16 protein-coding genes and 1 pseudogene are annotated in these 19,273 nt (G+C 35.0%); 11 read left to right on the top strand and 6 right to left on the bottom strand.

Features of this window, described 5'->3' with window-relative positions:
* Positions 1-11: 11 nt before the first annotated feature.
* The 3 genes and pseudogenes from E2R68_RS10800 to E2R68_RS14125 form a co-directional block, all read right to left on the bottom strand.
* Positions 12-1,598, bottom strand: a pseudogene (locus E2R68_RS10800) (HD-GYP domain-containing protein); the annotation flags it as partial.
* Between the two features lie 1,006 nt (positions 1,599-2,604).
* Positions 2,605-2,928 carry a hypothetical protein gene (locus E2R68_RS10795; protein WP_134277695.1) on the bottom strand — a complete coding sequence of 108 codons (324 nt, stop codon included), beginning with the start codon at positions 2,926-2,928 and terminating at the stop codon, positions 2,605-2,607.
* Between the two features lie 447 nt (positions 2,929-3,375).
* The gene (locus E2R68_RS14125) at positions 3,376-3,528 is read right to left on the bottom strand and encodes a hypothetical protein (RefSeq protein WP_243834659.1); all 153 of its coding nucleotides are present in this window, start codon (positions 3,526-3,528) and stop codon (positions 3,376-3,378) included.
* Between the two features lie 352 nt (positions 3,529-3,880).
* Between E2R68_RS14125 and E2R68_RS10785 the strand changes: the two genes are divergently transcribed.
* From E2R68_RS10785 to E2R68_RS13915, 4 genes are all read left to right on the top strand, one after another.
* On the top strand, positions 3,881-5,896 hold the full coding sequence (locus E2R68_RS10785) for a TonB-dependent receptor plug domain-containing protein (protein ID WP_134277694.1): 2,016 nt from the start codon (positions 3,881-3,883) through the stop codon (positions 5,894-5,896).
* Positions 5,897-5,945: 49 nt separating this feature from the next.
* Positions 5,946-7,061: an HmuY family protein gene (locus tag E2R68_RS10780; RefSeq protein ID WP_134277693.1), complete on the top strand. Its 1,116-nt coding sequence runs from the start codon at positions 5,946-5,948 to the stop codon at positions 7,059-7,061.
* A 1,050-nt stretch (positions 7,062-8,111) separates the two neighbouring features.
* Entirely contained in the window at positions 8,112-8,765 is a 654-nt protein-coding gene (locus E2R68_RS10775; protein WP_134277692.1) for a hypothetical protein, read from the top strand.
* A 40-nt stretch (positions 8,766-8,805) separates the two neighbouring features.
* Positions 8,806-8,973, top strand: a complete 168-nt coding sequence (locus tag E2R68_RS13915; RefSeq protein WP_166738848.1) for a hypothetical protein — start codon at positions 8,806-8,808, stop codon at positions 8,971-8,973.
* A gap of 35 nt (positions 8,974-9,008) precedes the next feature.
* Here E2R68_RS13915 and E2R68_RS10770 read toward each other — a convergent pair whose 3' ends face one another.
* Positions 9,009-10,202: a benzoate/H(+) symporter BenE family transporter gene (locus E2R68_RS10770; RefSeq protein ID WP_134277691.1), complete on the bottom strand. Its 1,194-nt coding sequence runs from the start codon at positions 10,200-10,202 to the stop codon at positions 9,009-9,011.
* A 70-nt stretch (positions 10,203-10,272) separates the two neighbouring features.
* On the opposite strand from E2R68_RS10770, the gene E2R68_RS10765 reads away from it, so the two are divergent.
* The 4 genes from E2R68_RS10765 to E2R68_RS10750 all read left to right on the top strand — a co-directional run bounded on the left by E2R68_RS10765 (position 10,273) and on the right by E2R68_RS10750 (position 12,916).
* Complete coding sequence (locus tag E2R68_RS10765; RefSeq protein WP_134277690.1) at positions 10,273-10,812, top strand: helix-turn-helix domain-containing protein; 540 nt, start codon at positions 10,273-10,275, stop codon at positions 10,810-10,812.
* Positions 10,813-10,837: 25 nt separating this feature from the next.
* Positions 10,838-11,332 carry a GNAT family N-acetyltransferase gene (locus E2R68_RS10760; protein ID WP_134277689.1) on the top strand — a complete coding sequence of 165 codons (495 nt, stop codon included), beginning with the start codon at positions 10,838-10,840 and terminating at the stop codon, positions 11,330-11,332.
* A gap of 82 nt (positions 11,333-11,414) precedes the next feature.
* Complete coding sequence (locus tag E2R68_RS10755) at positions 11,415-12,275, top strand: DMT family transporter (protein WP_134277688.1); 861 nt, start codon at positions 11,415-11,417, stop codon at positions 12,273-12,275.
* Positions 12,276-12,307: 32 nt separating this feature from the next.
* Positions 12,308-12,916, top strand: a complete 609-nt coding sequence (locus E2R68_RS10750) for an acyl carrier protein phosphodiesterase (RefSeq protein WP_134277687.1) — start codon at positions 12,308-12,310, stop codon at positions 12,914-12,916.
* 52 nt (positions 12,917-12,968) lie between these two features.
* Here the strand turns inward: E2R68_RS10750 and E2R68_RS10745 are convergent, their stop codons facing one another.
* The gene (locus tag E2R68_RS10745) at positions 12,969-13,538 is read right to left on the bottom strand and encodes a phosphoribosyltransferase (RefSeq protein ID WP_134277686.1); all 570 of its coding nucleotides are present in this window, start codon (positions 13,536-13,538) and stop codon (positions 12,969-12,971) included.
* Between the two features lie 292 nt (positions 13,539-13,830).
* Positions 13,831-14,820 (bottom strand): 2-hydroxyacid dehydrogenase, encoded by a 990-nt coding sequence (locus E2R68_RS10740; protein ID WP_134277685.1) that lies wholly within the window; start codon positions 14,818-14,820, stop codon positions 13,831-13,833.
* 356 nt (positions 14,821-15,176) lie between these two features.
* Here E2R68_RS10740 and E2R68_RS10735 point away from each other — a divergent pair, with 356 nt between their 5' ends.
* From E2R68_RS10735 to E2R68_RS10725, 3 genes are all read left to right on the top strand, one after another.
* Positions 15,177-17,291, top strand: coding sequence for a protein-disulfide reductase DsbD family protein (locus E2R68_RS10735; protein ID WP_134277684.1), 2,115 nt, complete (start codon positions 15,177-15,179; stop codon positions 17,289-17,291).
* 1 nt (position 17,292) lies between these two features.
* Positions 17,293-17,823 carry a protein disulfide oxidoreductase gene (locus E2R68_RS10730; RefSeq protein ID WP_243834658.1) on the top strand — a complete coding sequence of 177 codons (531 nt, stop codon included), beginning with the start codon at positions 17,293-17,295 and terminating at the stop codon, positions 17,821-17,823.
* Between the two features lie 143 nt (positions 17,824-17,966).
* Positions 17,967-19,259, top strand: a complete 1,293-nt coding sequence (locus E2R68_RS10725; protein ID WP_134277683.1) for a hypothetical protein — start codon at positions 17,967-17,969, stop codon at positions 19,257-19,259.
* Positions 19,260-19,273: the final 14 nt, after the last annotated feature.

The following is a 19,273-nucleotide window of genomic DNA, read 5'->3' as shown; positions in this document are numbered from 1 at the left end:
TAACTATGATTTCAAGCTAAGTATTTATTAATATCAACATCGTCTATTTGATCTTCAGCTAAAAATCTTTGTGCATATTCTAAATGAATACCTGTACTTAAAAATAGTTTAAAAATGTCCATGTCAATGTGTTGTTTAAGTGCCATTTTATACAGAATATCAATAGCAACACTAATTGGTTTTGCTTTTTTATAAGGTCTATCTGCTGCTGTTAAAGCCTCAAAAATATCTGCTACAACAAGAATTCGCTCAGGAATGGAGAGATCTTCAGCTGTTAACTTTCTAGGGTAACCTGTACCAATTAATGTTTCATGATGAGTCGATGCATAACGAGGTACTCTCGCTAATTCAGGTGGAAAAGGTAAGTTTTCTAACATGCTAATTGTACTGGTTATATGCTGATTGATTTTAAATCTATCTTCATTGGTTAATGTGCCGTATTTAATCGATAGGTTATACAACTCTCCAAGGTTATAAAGGTGCTCTGGTATCTTCATTTTTATGCCATACTTAGGATCAAATTTAACAGGGGTATGACGCTTAATAATGTGTTCACTTTTATCGCTTAATAATTTCTCAGTAACAGGTAGCATTTGTTTTTTACCTGTTAAATTAAGTTCTTCAATTGGTGATAAACCTAATCTGTTATCAAAATAACGTAACCAAGTTTGTTCGCCTATTTTGTGTAAACGAGCGATATCTTCTTCTGTTGTTGATTCTGAACCAATATTCGCATGTGCAACAAACTCAAAATCACGCATTAATTGTAATTGTTGTTTAATTAATGCTTCTTTTAATGGTTTATTTTTAGCGGGGTCGGCTAGGCTTTGTTTATAATAATTGATCTCTGCATCACGCCATAACACCTCAAATCGCATTCTTACTTCATGGATTCGATTATAAAGTGTTTCTAATTTTGTGCCTTTATCAACGATATGCTCAGGTGTTGTGATTTTACCGCAATCGTGCAAGCAGGCTGCAATACGGAATTCTGTGCGCTCATCTTCATTGTTGAACTTAAAGTTTGAAAATGCAGGTAAGGTAGATTCTTCTGCAGCAGCTGCGATCATTAACCCTAATTCAGGCACTCGATTACAGTGCTCTGCGGTATAAGGGGATTTATCGTCAATGGCTTGTACAATCAGCTTAATAAAAGATTCCATTAACTCTTTTTGCGCTGTTTGATAACTCTCAATCGCATTGCTCATATCAACGATTGAATCATTTAATTCACTTAATTCGGTGATATTGGTAACAACTGGTTGTAATTGGTCATATTGACGGAATTTTACCTTTTCAGCTTCGATAGCTAAGGCTTTAATTGGGCGAATAATAGGAGAAGCAAAAAACCATGCAAGTGGCAACAATAGTAATAAAAATGCACCACTGATTAATATCGATGTTTTTACTCGCTCCATACTTTCTGCAAATAAAGTATTTTTCTCGACTAAGATAGCTAAATAATCTCTTTGCTTACCTTCTTTACCAATTGCGGCGATATAAACAAAATAATCAACTCCATTTAATTTGAGCGCTTGTAGGGTATTAAATTCAGCTGGATTTTTCGCTAATGTTACTAACTGAGGGTAAGGTACTGTGGGAATTTTCTCATGGTTATGTAAATCACCGATAGCTCTATTTGAACCTAATAATGCACCTTCTGCTTTGTACAGATATATTTCATTGAGAAGATCAATTTGATCGTTACGGCTACGCTGTTTTAAAGCATTAGAAAGTGAATCTAAGGTAATATCTAATCCTAAAACGATTTCTGTTCGAGGCACCTTAATTGAATAAGTTTGTCCGAGAGTATTTGATTGTGCAAATACATAAACCGGGGATTTATTCACTTCTGATAATTTTGCATCTTGGTACCAAGCACGTGTTGTTGCATCATATTGTGTTTTTTCGTAGCGTTGAGCACGTAATTTAAAGTCTTTGTCAAAATAAGAAGTCGTTAGTATTCGCTTTTCATCCTGTCCTGTTATTGAGACTAATGCCCACTGATCACTTGCTTTTGCTTGTAAATCTATATAGTTATTTTGGATTTGATTTATATTGATAAGTTGCTGTATATCTCCATTAGGAAAAGCCAGGTAAATAGAGTTATATAAGCTATTTGCTTGCATTATATTTGCAAATAAAAGCAATGCTTTAGGGTGTATATCTTGTTCAATGGCCAAGTCACTAAACTGAGCAAGCAAGAAACTATTATTGATAGCAACATTATCTCTTTGATCTATGTATGTACTTGCATTGTGAGCAGCGTAATCATACATTTTTATAGCAGAGGAATGAGCCATTTTTTGGCTAAAATAATACTGTAAACTAATGGCTACTGTTGCGGTCAATATTGAAGATAAAATAAAGATACTGACAACAGTAATACGAATTGAAAATGTAGCTTTAGTCGCCTTTTGCATAAATCATCCTGATAGTTGATGCTTGAATTAACCATTACTCTGATTAATTCTGAGTGGCACTTAATCCATTTTGATTCTTTATTAATATAAATACCGGTTTTATATTTCAGAACTTAGTCTATTAAAAATTAAATTAGTTGTGGTAAATATCTGTTATTTTCTGCATTTTTTAATTGAAATATTACTTTTGCAGATCTTTTTCTTTATTAATTTCAGCTAAACGGTATTCAATTGTTTTGATATCAATATGTTGACGCAGTATTTGAGTGTTATTTAAAGTATTCTTAATGCTACCTGCTAACATTAAAATAATACCGACAATAATGGAAACCATGGCAATTAACCAACTTGGTTGTTGCGCCCAAATTAAACAGACTATTGCTATCAGCCCTAATACTCCGCCTTTCAACATTTGTTTTTGAAATTGTAAGCGTTGTTGGTCTTCTTCCACAGGTTGTTTCATCTGTTTTAATAAATTATTTAAATATTGTTTTTCGTTTCTCATGATTAATTATTCTTTTGTTAGTTATTCTGTTGATTTTCATTTTGCCAATCTTTAGCTTTATTGATTAACGGTACAATACCTGAGCCTTGTATTAAAATTGAAAATAGCACGACTCCATAGGTCATGACTAAGATAATTTCTCGTACATCAATTTCTTTTCAGGTAATACTCAAACATTCGCAGGGATCATCATTGCCATTGATAAACCTCCTCGTAATCCTCCCCAAGTTAAAATACTAATTCAATAAGGGTTATAACTACGAAAGCGATTAAAACTCATATAGGCTAAACAAACACTTAAATAGCGGCCTAATAAGACCAATGGGATCACATTGGTATGAGCACGCAGTCTTTCAGATGGAAGCTAAATTGCAGCATACTCAAACCAATTAACAAGAATAATATACCATTTAAAAATTCATCAACGAGTTCCCAAAAATGATCCAACTACGCTTTACTTTCTTTATAAAATCCTGTTCTTCTAGTCCAATTGCCTACCATGATACCAGCAACGACCATCGCTAATGGTCCTGATACACCAGTTATTTGACCAAATACATATCCAGCTGTTGGTACGCCGATGGTTAATAATAATTCCATCTCATGGTTATTGGTTGCGCTGATTAGATAATGAAATAATAAATCTAATAAACCATCTAATAAGAAGTGGTTAATTCCATTTAGCTATTAATGAATGCAATGATCATTGTAGCGTGTTCTATTTTATGAGCTTGTTAATTATTTTTTTATCAAATTTAACATTTTGTTTTTTTACTTCCATGTTAAAGCCTTTATCTTCTTCTAACCCATTAATAAATAAAACATTTATTGCGTTTCGTTTTATTAATTGGTTTTTTCTGTCTATTTTTTGTTGTTAATTACTTGTTGTAAATGATAATCAATTTCATTATCATTTAGGGGTTTTTAGTAAACCTTGCTGTAGGAGTACAGGATGTACCACCACTATCGTCGTTTTTTTACCAATAAAGTTGCTTTTGTAAAAGTGGCTAGCCTAAGCTTATTTCTTCAGCATTCGGTTATTGCTTCGGAAGTTTATAGTACGGATACGGTGGTTGTTACTGGTACAAAAACGGAGCGTAATTTATTAGATGTACCCGTTCGAACTGAAGTGGTTACAAGAGAGCAATTACAAGAAAGTCATGCGCGAGATCTCGCTGAAGGTTTAAAGAATGTGCCAGGCGTTATGATCAAACCAATACATGGTAAAACCGGACAGGAAATTTGGTTACAGGGTTTTGATGCTAACCGAGTTTTAGTCTTAATTGATGGATTGCCTGTATCGGCATCAACTGGATCGAGTGTGGATTTAACACAAATTTCTGTAGCAGATGTTGATCATGTTGAAATTGTGAAAGGTTCTGTATCAGCGCTTTATGGTAGTGAAGCCATGGGGGGAGTTGTTAATATTATTACGGTTAAATCTAAGCCTGGCAGTAGTTATCAAATAACGGTCGATGGCGGTGGTTATGGTCAAGATAATGTTACTGATGATGTTTTTAATGATAAACATGTCAATTTATTTTTACAGCATGATACTGGTACTTGGTTTACTGCATTAAGTGCTGATTTACGTGACAAAGGCGGTAGTCGTTTACAACCTGATGCATGGGATTATGAAGGTGCATCTGGCGATAAAATGAATGTTAGCTTAGATCTTGGTTATCACTTTGATAATGGCGCCACGCTGTTATTTAAACCTAGTTATTACCGTGAGTCAGTTGTTCAGAACTTCAGTACTTTTACACCTGGTTTTGGTGATATTTATAAAATTAAAAATGAAGATGCAACGCGTAAAAATATCACTATGTCTTTTGATACACCGATATGGGGCGATGGGAAATTATCAACTTGGTATATTCATGAGCAGTTTATTGATGAAACATCGCAAGATGTGGTGAGTACGGCAACAAAAGATCAAGAACGATATGGTGAAAGTAATTTTGATAAAGCAGAAATGCAATTAGATAAAAATATTACAGATAACCACCTTTTGACATTAGGTGTCGTTGCAATGCGTAGCGACTTGCAGCAAAAGCAAATAATCAAAAATGTCACCGTAGATGAAATAGGAGGTAAGAAAGAACGCCAAAATATTGAATTTTATGCACAAGACGATATTTTTGTTGGTGATACATTAGAGGTTTTACCTGGTCTACGTTATCAATATGATAGTGATTTTGGTGGTTACTTAGCGCCTAAAATAAATTTAATGTATGGCCCCGACTGGATTGCTAATGCAGATTTAAAATGGCGTTTAGGATTAGGTCATGGTTATCGTGTTCCTACCTTAAAAGAACGTCATTATGTTTTTGACCATAGTGCGTTAGGTTATATGGTTATTGGTAATCCTGATTTACTTCCTGAAACATCTAATAGTGTGCAATTTGGTGGTGAATTAAATACAGAGAAATTCCGAGCAGATATTAACTTTTATTATAATGACATCGATAATTTAATCACCACGACACTTGATCAAAATGCATCTAATTCCACTGGTTTAAGTATTTTTTCCTATGACAATATAGGTGAAGCAATCACGCAAGGGGTGGATATATCAACGGGGTATTTATTCTCTGATAATTTTGATACTCAACTGTCTTACACATACTTACAAAGTGAAGATAAAGAAACAGGCTTAGTGCTGACTAATCGCCCTGAGCATCTAGCTAAACTTCAATTCAGTTATAAAGTGCCCGTTATTGCCTCTACTTTTTCAGTGTATGGGAATTATCAAAGTAAAGAATATATTGATGTCGATAACCTGATCACATCACCTGAATATAGCACCTTCGATTTTAAAATTAATACCTCATTAGACCATGGAATCACTCTGTTTATGGGAGTTGATAACTTAACTGATACCGTTCGTGATACTCCTTCAACAGGGCAAGATTTACGTCCAGATGTCGGGCGTTTTGTTTACGTAGGTTTCCGAGTTAATGGCTAATGAACTCTACTTTTTAACCATACCATTCAATAAATAATAGGGATATTTTATGTCTTTTAAATACAATGCATTAGCATTAATAACCGCGAGTCTTTTAGTGACAGCTTGTGGCAGTTCTTCTTCTAGTTCTGATAATGGGAATACTACAGAAGATGGTGAACAAGAGATCACAAGTAATTATGAGACTGTTGAATTAGATGCAACGGATGGAAGTACAGCGGTGCAGCTTGACCTAGCTTCTGGCGCAATAGTAACTGATGATAGTTGGCATTTAGCATATCAAAAATACCTTGGTTTTAAGCTTAATGGTGGAAGTTCTGGTGATGCTGGTGTAAGTGGCTGTATTGCACATGAGTACAGTTCAATATTTGATAGTACAGGCGCTTCCATTGAAGATGAATTTAAACTGCTAACAGTGAGTAGCACTGAAGATTCTTTTGTAGCAGTCACAGCTGATTCATGTACTGACTTTGTAGAAGACAGCGTAGCGACTTTCATCGAAACTGAAGAATGGTTAGATGCGGATTATTCTGCCGGTGCTCCTGTGTATGGTGCAAAAGCAGGTAATGGATGGATCATTCGTTCTGCAGATGGAGCAACTTATGGTCGTGTAAGTGTAAATTCAGTGGAAGTTGTTTTTGGAGCAAGCACAACTCGAAAATTAGTATTCAATAGCGAATTATGGAATGGCAGTGTATTTGAAACCGCACAGCTTTCACCTGAATTAGACTTCAGTGAAGATCAAGTTTATTGGGACTTAGAAACAAATAGCTTAGTTAGTGCGACTGATGATTGGGAATTAAGTGTATCGGTTAATGGCCGTGATTACCCATTACAAATAAATGGTGGCGCTTCTGGTACAGGTCAAGCTGGTGTTGGTGCCGTACTATCAGATGATCTAGCTTCAGTTACTGATCCGACAGATACAGCTCAAGTGTATAAATATTTTGCTGATACAGCTTCAGGTGTATTAAGTGGTCCGGGGACTTATGGGCCATTACAATATGCAGTTGCTGGTGGGCATTTAATGTGGCCTACATTTACAACTTATTTAATTAAAGATGCTCAAGATCGTTTATTTAAAGTACAAGTGGTTAGTAACTACGGTGCTAATGGTAACTCCGCGAGTGGCAACTTAGTTTTACGTTATGAAGAGTTAAATTAATCGCACATTCAATAATGTTTTTACTTATGAGCCGTCTTATGACGGCTTTTTATTGTGCTTAAATAAGTTATTTTAGTCTTGCAGGCGAATAACTTCTTCGAGGTAGTGTGAGCTAAGGCGATAAAAAGAGGGGTTATTGAGTAAAGTTATTTTCTAACAAAAATTATTTGTGCGAGATCGACCATAGAGCATGTGCTAGATCCTCACTTTAAATCATTTATTTCAGATGTTGTTAAAATAAAAAAATATCGTAAGTGTCTGAAAGTAAAATTATTATTTGTTTTTAATGCTTATGTTTGACACTCTGTTGATGTTTTTTCCCATTTTATTGTTTGCATGCATCGTATTATCTCTCCCGCAAACAAGGACGAAGCAATTTACAGGATGTAAATTAGCAACGGACAAGCAAGGAAACAACAGGATGTTGTTAATGGTAAATAAGGATTATTTATCATATCAGGATGATAATAGGACACTTCAAGGATTGGGGTTAGATAAGCAGGATGTTTATCGTTAAGGAAAGCATGGATGACATTACAGGATGTAATGAGGACACCTTCCAAGGATTAGGGAGCAGTTAATAAGCAGGATGTTTATTAAATACGGATGTGTCAAGGATGAAACCAGCAGGATGTTGGATTGGTAAACAGGATGTTTATCGTATATGGATGTAATTAGGGAAGAAGCCCAATGGATTTGGGAAGGGGATGCCTAGTATGGCAATAGTCAAATGGATGTACTGCATGGAGCAACTTCTATCACGGATTGGATAGAGTGACTAAATTAGGGCAGCTTAGGCTGCCCTTTCCTATTTTACTGGTTAAAACAACTCACTTCTTTGTTATAAATTTCGCAAATGAAGCGCCCCCTTTATCTCAATTTACGCCTAGAATTGAATTATTTTTTTGCACAAAATTTAGATAAAATACTTATTGTAATTGCTATTAAAAAGTTACCGATTACCACCTCTAAATATGCTTCTCGAAAATTAGAACATTGATTATTGATACTTCAAAACGTACTCTAGTTTCTTTTTTGTGAGTATTTAATATGGCCACTTTCTCTGCTATCGAAATTCCGTTTAATTATCGTAATACCTGTTGGTTTTGTGGCGAACCCAGTGATAAGAAAATTAAATTCCCTCAACATGAATATGAAATTAACATTTTAAATCATCACCCCCTTAGTTTACCTAGTTGTAAAGAGTGTGCTGGTATTGTTAAACGCTCTGCATTTCCTTCTATTTATGGTTATCGTGATGCAATTAAACAAGCTTTAGTGGTTAAACATCAGAAAGTATTAAGTATTGGCTCTAAGTGGACAAAACAAGAACTTGAAGAATCAGAATTAGAAGGTAGTGCCTTTGAAGGTTTTAAGCGCAGTGCTTGGCCAATGTTTGAAATGATGCAAGCACGTATCAATTATCAAGGTTGGCCCTTAGTGATTAATAATCATGTGTTAGAAGTTGATAGTGATAACGAAAGTTTTGAATTTGACGGTGTCATTTATACTTCATTAGATGATGCTGTAGTACACGCAGTTAAAACCTTCTTTTTGGATGAAGCATTATTTACCCGTGTATTAAGTGTTTTAGGTAAAAATAAATTTAGCCAAGCTATTAGATTATGTCGTTTATATCCTAATTTAACAGCAAAAACACGTGAAGCAGTATTTCTAGAAATACTAGATAGCATAGGCATATAATAACAATCACAATAAATAGTTGCTGTCAGAGATGAATATCATGAGCAATAAAAAGAAACCAACAGAAGAAGAACTACAACAATGGCTAGCAAAGGTCCACTTGGGGAGTTGTTGTAGTGATCCTATTGCTGATGATGATCAGCAACCATGTTTAAAAAAAGATAAGAAAATTACTGTAGATACAGATAAAGCACAGAGTTCGAAATAAGCAGTTCTAGTTTTGTTACTGAAATATATGTATATCTACTTTGCTTTTTTATTAAAGCGTAATTGATTAATGATTAAAACTAATAAACCGCCAATTATTCCCCAAATGACAGAGTTCAAACCCCATAAGGAAAGGGGAGATGCAGTGATTAATAATGTAATAACTGCCGCTTCATTTACATGCTTATGCTCACTATTAATACTTTGTTGCAAGCTATGAGTAATGGTGGAAAATAAAGCAATACCAGCCAAAGCTAAGATCAGTGAATTTGGTAATAATGCAAACCACGCCATAATATAAGCAGAAAAGAAACCTAATAACAGATATAAAAAACCAGCAAAAATAGTCGCCCAATAACGTTTTTTAGGATCTGGATGTACGTTTTCTGTCATACAGATAGAAGAACTAATGGCCGCAAGGTTTATTGCATAAGCACCAAAAGGTGCTGCGATGATATTGCACAAACCAGTAATGGATAGAATATGTTTAATAGGTGCTTGATAGCCAAAGCTCTGCAACATAGCAATCCCGGGGAGATTTTGTGCAGCTGTAGTGATGATAAATAAAGGTAGGCTGATACCAATAAAAACTGACCATGAAAAGTCCGGTTGTATAAATTGCCACTGACTCCATTGCCATTCAATAGTTTTATTATCAATTAGTTGCAGTTGCCAAGCGAATATAACAGAGACCAATATAACAATTAATAATGCCCATTGTGGAGCAAACCGTTTCCCTAATAAATAACTGATAAACATGACAATAATTAACATTGGCTGTAAATTCATTTGCTCAAAAATAGAAAATCCAAAATTTAATAAAATACCCACTAACATTGCAGATGCCAGTTGTGAAGGTAACCATTTAAATAATTTATCCAGCGGCATCAATAGAGGGAAAATACACAATAAAAATGCACAGAGAATAAATCCTGCGACCGCTTGATGAAGTGTAAAACCTTGTGCATTAGCAATTAAGAAAGCCGCTCCTGGTGTTGACCACGCAATTAAGATGGGTATACGGTAATAGCGTGACAGTATGATACTTAAAATCCCCATGGACACGCCTAAGGCTAAAAACCAGCTTGCAACTAGGTTTGCATCACCTCCTAAGCTAATGACGGATTGATAGATCAATGCTACAGAACTAGAAAATCCAACAATAACAGTCATTAAGCCTGCGCTCATAATTGCAATGATAGGATTTATCTGTTGCCAAAATTTTTTCATGCGGGACTCCGTGCGTTTTAACGTATAATATATTAAACTAACATTGACTGTTATAGCGCACAAGGTAATTATGACAAATTTAATTAACACAACGGTAGCAACACAACTCAAAAAAGCACGTTCGGAAAAAGGCTGGAGCTTAGATTTAGCGAGTCAACATTGTGGTGTTTCAAAAGCGATGCTGGGACAAATTGAACGTGGAGAATCCAGCCCTACCATTGCAAAACTCTGGAAAATAGCAACTGGGTTTTCATTACCTTTATCGGACTTTTTAGGATATGAAAATAAGCAAAACCTAAATGCCAAAGGATTTGATGAAAATCAGTCTATTTGTATTGAGACTGTTTTTGAATTTGATAAAAATACGGCAATGGAAGTATTTGATCTGTGTTTAGCTGTAGGCCATGAACAATATTCAGAAGCGCATCAAACCGGTGTTATTGAACATATTGTTGTGCTGAGTGGGAGTATGCAATATTTATTAGGAAGCGAATGGAAAACGTTGCAAGTAGGAGATAAAGCCAAGTTTGTAGCAGATCAAGCACATGCTTACCGTAATATTGGCGATGTACCTTTACGTTTTTTTAATATTATTTATTACCCTAAATAACGTGCTTACATCGTAAGGAAAAGAAATGAGTGACGTGACAATTTATTATTTAGAAATGCAGCAAGCAAGTGACCTTAAAGAAAAACCTGTTGTAGCAGGGTTAACTATTTGTGAAGCTGAGATTAAAGAATATCGTTTTAATCGATTTTTATATTCTTTAATTGGTGAAGCATGGCAGTGGTTTGATAAAAAGAACGATACTGATGAAGCTTGGAAAGCTTATAGTGAGCGCGATAATTTACGTACTTGGGTTGCTTATTATCAAGGTGCAATTGCAGGTTACTTTGAGTTAGAAGTGAGTGATGAGCAAGAAGTAGAAATTAAGTATTTTGGGTTAGCGCCTGCATTTATTGGTAAAGGTTTTGGCGGGTATTTATTATCTTATGCGATTAAACAAGCTTGGTCTGTTTGTGATGCCAAACGTCTATGGGTACATACTTGTAGCTTAGATCATCCGAGTGCTTTAGCTAATTATCAAGCAAGAGGCTTTTCATTATATAGACAGGAAATTGAATCATAAAATAATACATAATGAGAGGTAGTTATTATTACCAGTAATGTATTGCTAGTGGTAGGATCCTTCTATTTGTTTAGAGATTATTATGCCTGTTGCATTGTGTTTTTTAGTCGCTACTTTTTTATGGGGTAGTTCCTTTGTGGCCTTAAAAGCGGCTATTGCTGTTTACCCTCCTACATTTGTTATTTTTTTACGTATGTTACTGACTTTTGTTATCTGTTTGTGCTTGTGGCGTTGGGTTAAACGCTTCGAGTATCAAAAGGGTGATTGGAAGTGGTTACTAGTGATGTCCTTAGCAGAGCCATGTTTGTATTTTTTGTTTGAAGGTTATGCAATGCAATATACTTCTGCTTCACAAGCAGGTGTTATTGTTGCATCTTTACCTCTGATGGTTGCTTTTTTTGCGTTCTTTTTAATAAAGGAAAAACTCAGTAAAAGCATTGTTCTTGGGTTTAGTTTATGCATTGTAGGCAGTGTTTTATTAAGCTTGGTTTCACCTTATACAGATCAAGCTCCTAATCCTTTGTTAGGTAATACTTTAGAGCTTCTAGCAATGATTTGTGCTGCCTTCTATGTGGTGAGTACTAAGCATTTATTACATCGTTATTCTGCTTTATCATTAATTGCTTTACAGGGTTTTGCGGGTACTATTTTCTTTTTACCATTTTTATTCTTTATTGATTTACCAACAGAACATAATTACCAAGCACTTATCAGTATTATCTATTTAGGCTCTGCTGTAACACTTGGGGCATATGCTATGTATAACTATGCTTTAGCTAGATCTTCTGTATTGACCGCAGCAGCTTTCTCTAATTTAGTGCCTATTTTTGCGTTATTATTATCTGCATTATTATTAAACGAAGTATTAACAGTTTGGCAATGGTTAAGTATTGCTATTGTGTTTATTGGCATTCTAGTGAGTAAACGGCATGTTAGTTCGTAATTTTTATTAGTTAATATAAAGGGTATTTGATTATGAACTATCTTGCACATTTACATGTAGCGGATCACACTGATACCAGTTTTAGTGGTAACTTTTTAGGGGACTTTGTTAAAGGAGATCCTGATAAACAGTTTCCTGCTGAGATAGTCCAAGGTATTCGATTACATCGTTATGTGGATAGCTTTACTGATAAACACCCACAAGTGCTTTCTGCTAAGTTGTTGTTTCCTAAGGTATTACGACGTTATGCACCGATTGCTTTGGATATGTTTTGGGATCATTGTTTAGCCTTGCATTGGAACAAGTTTCATCATCTATCTCTTGCTGATTTTTGTCAGTTATCAGAACAAAAAATTATCCTTGAAACTCAATCTGAGCAAGTGCATTTACCTGAGCGATTTACAAGAATAAATACTTGGGTCTGGCAAGATAAATGGTTAGAGTCATACCAAGGTATGGATAATATTGAATATGCTTTAAAGCGCATGGCAACACGTAGTGAACGTATGGCACCCTTAGCTGAAACAGGGAAGATATTAAGCGAAAACTATACTCATCTAAGTGATTTATTTTTTGAATTATATGCGCATGTACTCAGAGTGAGTGAAGCGTTTGTTCTTGAATACGAAAAAGGAGACTAATACTGTAATTAGTATTAGTCTCCTTTTAATGTAATGAATATTTATTTACAGATTAATCTTCTTTAGTAAATAATTCTTTAATATTGTGGAAGTCACTTTTACCTTCAACTATTTCTTCAATCGATAGGCCAGAAACTTCATGAGGGAAAACTAACCATTCCTCAGATTCATGAATATAATAATCAGGTACCATATCAACAGCTTTGTTTTTAGGCTTGTAATAAGGTGTTGCGATACGCACGTCGCGTGGCATGTTTAAGCGCATTACTTCTGTTAATTTCTCTGTTAGTGCTACAACACTACGGCCAGAATCAAAAACATCATCAACAATTAATAGACCATCATCTGCATTGGCATTTTCAATAATGTAATGTAAACCATGTACTTTAATCGTTTTACTTTGTTTGCCAATACCGTAATAAGAAGAAGTACGCACTGCGATATGATCTGTTTCTACTTTTTTGTAGTCAAAGAACTCTTGAACTGCAATACCAATTGGAGCACCTCCTCGCCAAATACCAACAATAAATTGTGGTCTAAAGCCGCTGTCATAAACCTGTGCAGCAAGACGAAATGAGTCTTCAAGTAATTGTTGTGCAGTAATAAAGACTTTATCAGACATATCGATTTTCCTTTGAAATTAATTTTATCGATCGAGTTTAAACTAAAAATAGCTTTATGCACAATTTGCTGATGTAAATAGTACCTATTTAGAGGGGAATTATAGAGCCTAAGATTAGATTAAATAGTTTTTTAGTCTTTTAAACTTGCTTTTTGTTGATAGGGATTTTTTAAATTAATCTTGGTTCAGGAGAGATAATGAAAGTGTTTCTTTATTTCTATTGAACCAAGATGCAACACAGTAGATAAAGCCATTTTCTTTTATATTATAACTTTATCTATAACTTATTAATTTAAGCTTGTACCTGATTGATACATTTTTCACCTGCACTAAGTTGGCTTAAATTATCTAGCGTCGTTTGTGCAATGCTATTTAATGCTTCTCTTGTTAAAAAGGCTTGATGCCCTGTAAAGATCACATTGTGACAAGCAGATAATCGACGGAAAATATCATCGGTGATAATTTCACTTGAGTGATCACCAAAGAATAATTGTTCTTCTTCTTCGTAAACATCTAAACCTAATCCGCCAATACGACCTGATTTTAATGCTTCAATCGCATCATGTGCATTTAATAATCCACCACGACTTGTATTAATAATGGTGACGCCATTTTTCATCAGTGCGAATGTGTTTTTATTTAATAAATGCTTATTTTCATTCGTTAATGGGCAATGCAAACTGATCACATCACTGTTTGCAAAAAGTGTTTCTAAGCTGACATATTCAGCTCCTAATGCTTTTGCGTGTTCTGAAGGGTAAGGGTCAGAGGCTAATATTTTACAACCAAAGCCTTTGAAAATAGCCATTGTTGCTACCCCAATTTTACCTGTACCAATAATACCAACCGTTTTACCGTGTAGGTTAAACCCAACTAAACCTTCTAACGAGAAGTTTGCATCACGAGTACGTTGGTAAGCTTTGTGAGTACGGCGATTAATGGTCATTAATAGTGCAATAGCATGTTCTGCAACGGCTTCTGGTGAGTAGGCTGGTACACGAACAATAGTAATACCCAGATCATTTGCACAATCTAAATCAATATTATTAAAACCTGCACAACGCATCGCAATATATTTAATACCGATTTCATTAAGTAGTGTTAAAACAGGAGCGCTTAAATCATCATTTACAAAAGCACACACCGCATCATAACCTGTTGCTAGTGTTGCAGTTTGTTGGTTTAACTGAGTATCGAAAAAATTAATACTGATGGCATCTGAAGCTAATGGCTCAAAATGCTGAATATCATAACTACGAGAACTGAACATTGCGACTTTCATAAGAGGATCCATATTAAAAAATGATGAGGTAATTAAGTTATAACGATTTTAAACAAGAACAGCAACACGTGCGGCTTTATTTATTCTATTAAGGCTATGTTAATATTCTCAAAATACTCTTTGTTTGAAAACTCTGCTTATTTACTTGAATTTTTTTCAAAAAATATGCAATAAGTTTTGAATAAACATGGTCTTGTCAATGTCGAAGGAAGAACCTTTTTAGTTTGAATCTGTCTCATCGACGTTGTGTACTTTCTATCTCACGATTAACGTGAAATAAGGTTTATTTATGACAGATAACCTTTACTGTGGTTTTTATTTCAGCTAGTTAAATTTTTGTAGTTTTTGGAGTTTGCATGGCCTTTGTTAAGTCTTATTTTTTCATTTTTTTACTGCTTAGTTTTTTTACCGGTAATAGCTTTGCTGCAACTCCTGAAACAGGATGGGTGAGTAATTTTAATCATCCACCGGTTAAAGTTAATTTACAGTTAACAGGACAAACTGATCCTCAGTTACATACTGTTAATGCTTTATTAAATGTTTCATTAGAAGGTGACTGGAAAACCTATTGGCGTTCTCCTGGTGAAGGCGGTGTTGCCCCTACTTTTGAATGGACATCTAAATCCACTAATATTAAAGCTGTTGACTGGTCATGGCCTGCACCAAAACGTTATCCGGTATTAGGCGTAGAAACTGTTGGTTATAAAGGACAAATACATTTTCCAATTAAGCTTACTCTTGAAGATAGCCAAAAAGTCAGCCATTTACAGGGAGTGATGACTTTAGCTTCTTGTACCACAATCTGTGTATTAACTGATTATGATATTGATTTAAGCTTTGACCCTGCTTTTTTACATACCAATGATGACGTGGCCTTTGCTTATGCCCAAGCAGTGAGTAGTGTGCCAATATTGGTGACTCAAGAAGCAATTAAAGAACAAAAAAATAGTGCAAATATTACAGGCCTGGAAACTTATTGGAATCAATTAGAACAACAGATTGTAGTTCAGCTATCACACAAAATTGATTGGCAGTCCCCAGATCTTTTTATTGATAGTCATGAGCCTAAATTACTTGATGTGTTTTTCTCTAAACCGAAAATTTCAGTAGCAGACAAAAAACTAACTGCTGTCTTTGATGTAAGTAGTTGGGGCGGAGAGGTCGACCTTACTAATGCAGATATTAATATTACCGTTGTGGATGCTAATACTGCGGTTGAAATAGTGAGTACATTAGGAAATCAAGCTGTTGATACTAGTGGAGCGTCGTTAGCGTCTATCTTTTTAATTGCACTTTTAGGTGGTTTGATTTTAAATATTATGCCCTGTGTTTTACCTGTATTAGGGATGAAACTTAGTTCTGTATTAGGTGTTGATCGTAGTCAGCGTTCGCAAATAAGAAAACAATTTTTAGCCTCTAGTGTTGGCATTTTAAGTTCATTTTGGCTACTTGCTGCATTTTTAGGATTGCTCAAACTTTCAGGTGAAGCATTAGGTTGGGGGATTCAATTTCAAAACCCTTATTTTATCGCCGTAATGGTGGTGATCACCGCCTTATTTACCGCCAATATGTTAGGTTTGTTTGAAATTCAATTACCTTCTTCAATGCAAACTTGGTTAGCAACAAAAGGTGGTCATTCATACTTTGGACATTATTTACAGGGCATGTTTGCAACATTATTAGCAACACCTTGTAGTGCACCTTTCTTAGGTACAGCTGTTGCGTTTGCTTTAGGCGCTTCGATGTGGCAATTATTTGCAGTTTTCACTGCCTTAGGTTTAGGAATGGCTTTACCTTGGTTATTGATTGCAATATTCCCAAGTATTGCTTTATTACTGCCAAAACCTGGCAAATGGATGGGCTCAGTTAAGCTTATTTTTGGATTACTGATTTTAGCGACTTGTTTATGGTTGGTGAGTTTATTAGATAGCTTTATTGGTGGTTTTTATACAGTCTTAGTTGCCTTGGTTATCTTACTTTTATTTGCCCTATTGATCCTAAAAAAGCATGGTGTAAGAGTTTTAACCATTGTCTTTTCAAGTTTACTACTCGTTGCCGCAGTTATATTTATTGTAGGTAGTTTGACATCAAAATATTGGGCAAGCCCATTGCATGATGACATTGTCTGGCAGCCATTAAATACACAAATAATTCAACAACAAGTTAAGCAAGGCAATGTTGTTTTTGTGGATGTGACTGCCGACTGGTGTGTAACTTGTAAAGCAAATAAAGTTGGTGTGATATTACAAGACCCTGTTTATAGCGCGTTACAAGAAGGTGGTGTCATCGCGATGAAAGGTGACTGGACGGTACGCTCAAACTCCGTGACTGCTTATTTACAATCATTTGGTCGTTATGGTGTTCCGTTTAATATTGTATATGGGCCTGGTGCTCCCAAGGGTATTGAGCTATCAACTATTTTAAATAGTGATGATGTTATTACCGCCTTAGAGAAAGCAAAAGGACAATAAAGTGCAACAAAAAAAGGAAGTGAAGATTAAGAAAACATGGTTTGCACGTATTAAGTCTCTGTTTGTTTATTTTTTATTGTTTTTGGTTTTAGGCTGGGGAGTTGATTTATGGCGTGCCCACTCTATGGTTTCAGGTAAAGCTCCTGAGTTAATCACGATGAGTGTACAAAATAAGCAAATAGACTTACTTGCTATGAGCCAAGAAAAACCAGTCTTAGTTTATTTTTGGGCGACTTGGTGTAGTGTTTGTAGCGTTGTTTCTCCTTCAGTTGATTTTGTGGATGGTGGCACACAAGTTATTACCGTTGCTTTAAATTCTGGCAATAACAAGCGCATACAACAATATTTGCATGCTAAAAAATATGATTTTAGTGTCATTAATGATCCTAAAGGAACTATTGCTCAAGAGTGGGGAATTACAGTGACTCCAACATTATTTGTCATTAATAAAGGTGAAATAAGCGCGGTAACAACTGGGTTTACTTCTCCTTTTGGCATGTGGGTTAGATTATTTTTCAGTAAATTTTCTTAAGCTCTTTTGTTTGATGATTATTTAAGCAGCTTTGGCTGCTTTTTTTGTTTTATTTATGAGGAATTAGAGTTATCCCCAGTTTTAATAAGGTATTTTTTGTTAGTCTTGCCGCGTTTTTATTTTATACATTTTAGGAGAAATTAATGTCGGCAGTTTTACAGCGCTCTATGCTAAGCTTGGCGTGTGTAGGTTTATTGAGTGCATGTCTTCCAGAGGACGAAAGTTCAAATAAATCAGCTACTACGATCACAATGAATAGTGTCGTTTCTGGAAGCCAAACTTTGCAGTTACGCGGTTTAGATTACGATGGAATTCAGCCTGATGTAACTAAAAGTAGATATGTGTATAAAAATAGAGTTACTGATAGCAGCACTGCCGTCGTATTTAATATTACTGAAAATGGTACAACTAATAGTAGTGATTTAGTGATTTCAGCTATCACAGATATTAACGATACCTATTCAGCATTAAGTGTTACAAATTTAACGCTGACTATTGATGATAAAAAAATCACTGGTGATTATGTTTTAATCCAAGAGAAAAAATCGGGTAAATTGTATCCTGTTATTTCTAATGGCGCTCCGTTTGCAAGTAATCAAATAACAGCAACTGCTTATTGGCATGATTCTCATCGAACTTCAAATATTGCCGACGAAGCAAGACTTTTCCGTAATGACACTAACACTGGTATCTTGAATATTTTTGAATTATCAAATGGCTTATTTGTTGATAAAGCAACTTATGATTATAGCGGAAAACCATTTTGGATTAATCAATATGGTGACTTTTTAAGACAAGACGGTAGTAATTTAGTTTGGTATAAGCGAAGTGAAGCAAAAGAAATAGTCACTTCCTTTGCTGACTCTATTTCTCCTTTTTTATATAAAGGGACTTTTTATGCAACTAAAACTTCTGATAATCGAGTATATAGCCTAGAGTTTTCATCATTGTTGGATACGATTTCTGTTATTGATGATACTACTTGGGCTGATACAAGTTATGCGCCAACTTACGATGCAGTTAAGCGTGGTAATTATGAAATGACGGCAGGTTGTGAAGTTTACGAATTTAATGCAAATAATCCATACCGCAAAGAGATCACCTCTTTTAGAAATTTTTCTGCAACAAATGGGCAATTAGCCGTTGCTGGACAAAATTCATTATTCTGTGTGCATGCTGCGTCTTCAAATGCTGCTGTTTCTCCAATTATTAGTTTTTTAAATACAGCAACTCAAGTTTATAATACTGTAGCTTTATCAAAAGGGACTGTGTCAGATGCTGGTAACTTAACGGTATTAAGCGATACAGAGGTGATGTTTTCTGAAACACCTTCATCAAGCTTTAAAGAATATTATGTTGATATGATCAACGAGGCTGAAAAAGAGTTTACGGTTACAGAAGCCAGTATTGTAACTATACAAACGTTAGCAAACTAACATCCGCTATAAAA

It is taken from the genome of Psychromonas algarum (assembly GCF_004376845.1).
In the GTDB taxonomy this organism is placed as follows: domain Bacteria; phylum Pseudomonadota; class Gammaproteobacteria; order Enterobacterales; family Psychromonadaceae; genus Psychromonas.
The sequence above is the reverse complement of the archived record's forward strand: the minus strand, read 5'-3'. Positions and strand labels throughout refer to the sequence as shown.